This window comes from Collimonas antrihumi, assembly GCF_018304965.1.
Taxonomy (GTDB): domain Bacteria; phylum Pseudomonadota; class Gammaproteobacteria; order Burkholderiales; family Burkholderiaceae_D; genus Collimonas; species Collimonas antrihumi.
On the sequence record NZ_JAGQED010000062.1, the window covers coordinates 1 to 1,675 of the forward strand.

Below are 1,675 nucleotides of genomic sequence, written 5' to 3' on the forward strand. Positions count from 1 at the left end.
CGAAGCAATCGGAAGTGGTTCCAAGAAAAGCCTCTAAGCTTCAGTCTAACGAGACCGTACCGCAAACCGACACAGGTGGGCGAGATGAGTATTCTAAGGCGCTTGAGAGAACTCGGGAGAAGGAACTCGGCAAATTTGTACCGTAACTTCGGGATAAGGTACGCCCCGGTAGTTTGACTGGCCTGCGCCAGAAGGACGAAAGGGCTGCAATAAAAAGGTGGCTGCGACTGTTTAATAAAAACACAGCACTCTGCAAACACGAAAGTGGACGTATAGGGTGTGACGCCTGCCCGGTGCTGGAAGATTAAATGATGGGGTGCAAGCTCTTGATTGAAGTCCCAGTAAACGGCGGCCGTAACTATAACGGTCCTAAGGTAGCGAAATTCCTTGTCGGGTAAGTTCCGACCTGCACGAATGGCGTAACGATGGCCACACTGTCTCCTCCCGAGACTCAGCGAAGTTGAAATGTTTGTGATGATGCAATCTACCCGCGGCTAGACGGAAAGACCCCATGAACCTTTACTGTAGCTTTGCATTGGACTTTGAACCAATCTGTGTAGGATAGGTGGGAGGCTTTGAAGCGGGGACGCTAGTTCTCGTGGAGCCAACCTTGAAATACCACCCTGGTTTGTTTGAGGTTCTAACCTTGGTCCGTTATCCGGATCGGGGACAGTGCATGGTAGGCAGTTTGACTGGGGCGGTCTCCTCCCAAAGTGTAACGGAGGAGTTCGAAGGTACGCTAGGTACGGTCGGACATCGTGCTAATAGTGCAATGGCATAAGCGTGCTTAACTGCGAGACTGACAAGTCGAGCAGGTACGAAAGTAGGACATAGTGATCCGGTGGTTCTGTATGGAAGGGCCATCGCTCAACGGATAAAAGGTACTCTGGGGATAACAGGCTGATTCCTCCCAAGAGTTCATATCGACGGGGGAGTTTGGCACCTCGATGTCGGCTCATCACATCCTGGGGCTGTAGCCGGTCCCAAGGGTATGGCTGTTCGCCATTTAAAGTGGTACGTGAGCTGGGTTTAAAACGTCGTGAGACAGTTTGGTCCCTATCTGCCGTGGGCGTTGGAAATTTGAAGGGGGCTGCTCCTAGTACGAGAGGACCGGAGTGGACGAACCTCTGGTGTACCGGTTGTCACGCCAGTGGCATTGCCGGGTAGCTAAGTTCGGAAGAGATAACCGCTGAAAGCATCTAAGCGGGAAACTTGCCTTGAGATGATATTTCCCGGGAACTAGATTCCCCTAAAGGGTCGTTCGAGACCAGGACGTTGATAGGCTGGGTGTGGAAGCGTAGTAATACGTTAAGCTAACCAGTACTAATTGCCCGTGAGGCTTGTCCCTATAACCTTAGCAGGTTATATGATGAGCTTATTTGTTTGCCAAGGTGCTCAACACACCGTTTGGACATTCATACCCAACCGGACTCGCTCTTTGTGAAAACAACAGCGAGTCCGGTATAAAAAACTACTTCTTCCAGATTGCGTTGTGCGTTGCTCCTCCTGGAGAACGAACAGCGGTTACAAGTTATGCCTGATGACCATAGCGAGTTGGTACCACCCCTTCCCATCCCGAACAGGACCGTGAAACGACTTTGCGCCGATGATAGTGCTGCAACCAGTGTGAAAGTAGGTCATCGTCAGGCTTTTATTAAAAAACCCTCTGAACCAA

2 rRNA genes are annotated in these 1,675 nt (G+C 50.9%); both read left to right on the plus strand.

Annotation, left to right across the window (positions count from 1 at the left end):
• Window positions 1-1,348 (plus strand): 23S ribosomal RNA (locus tag KHU29_RS21970); the annotation flags it as partial.
• A gap of 188 nt (window positions 1,349-1,536) precedes the next feature.
• Window positions 1,537-1,649, plus strand: a 5S ribosomal RNA gene (gene rrf, locus KHU29_RS21975).
• The last annotated feature ends 26 nt before the right edge of the window (window positions 1,650-1,675 follow it).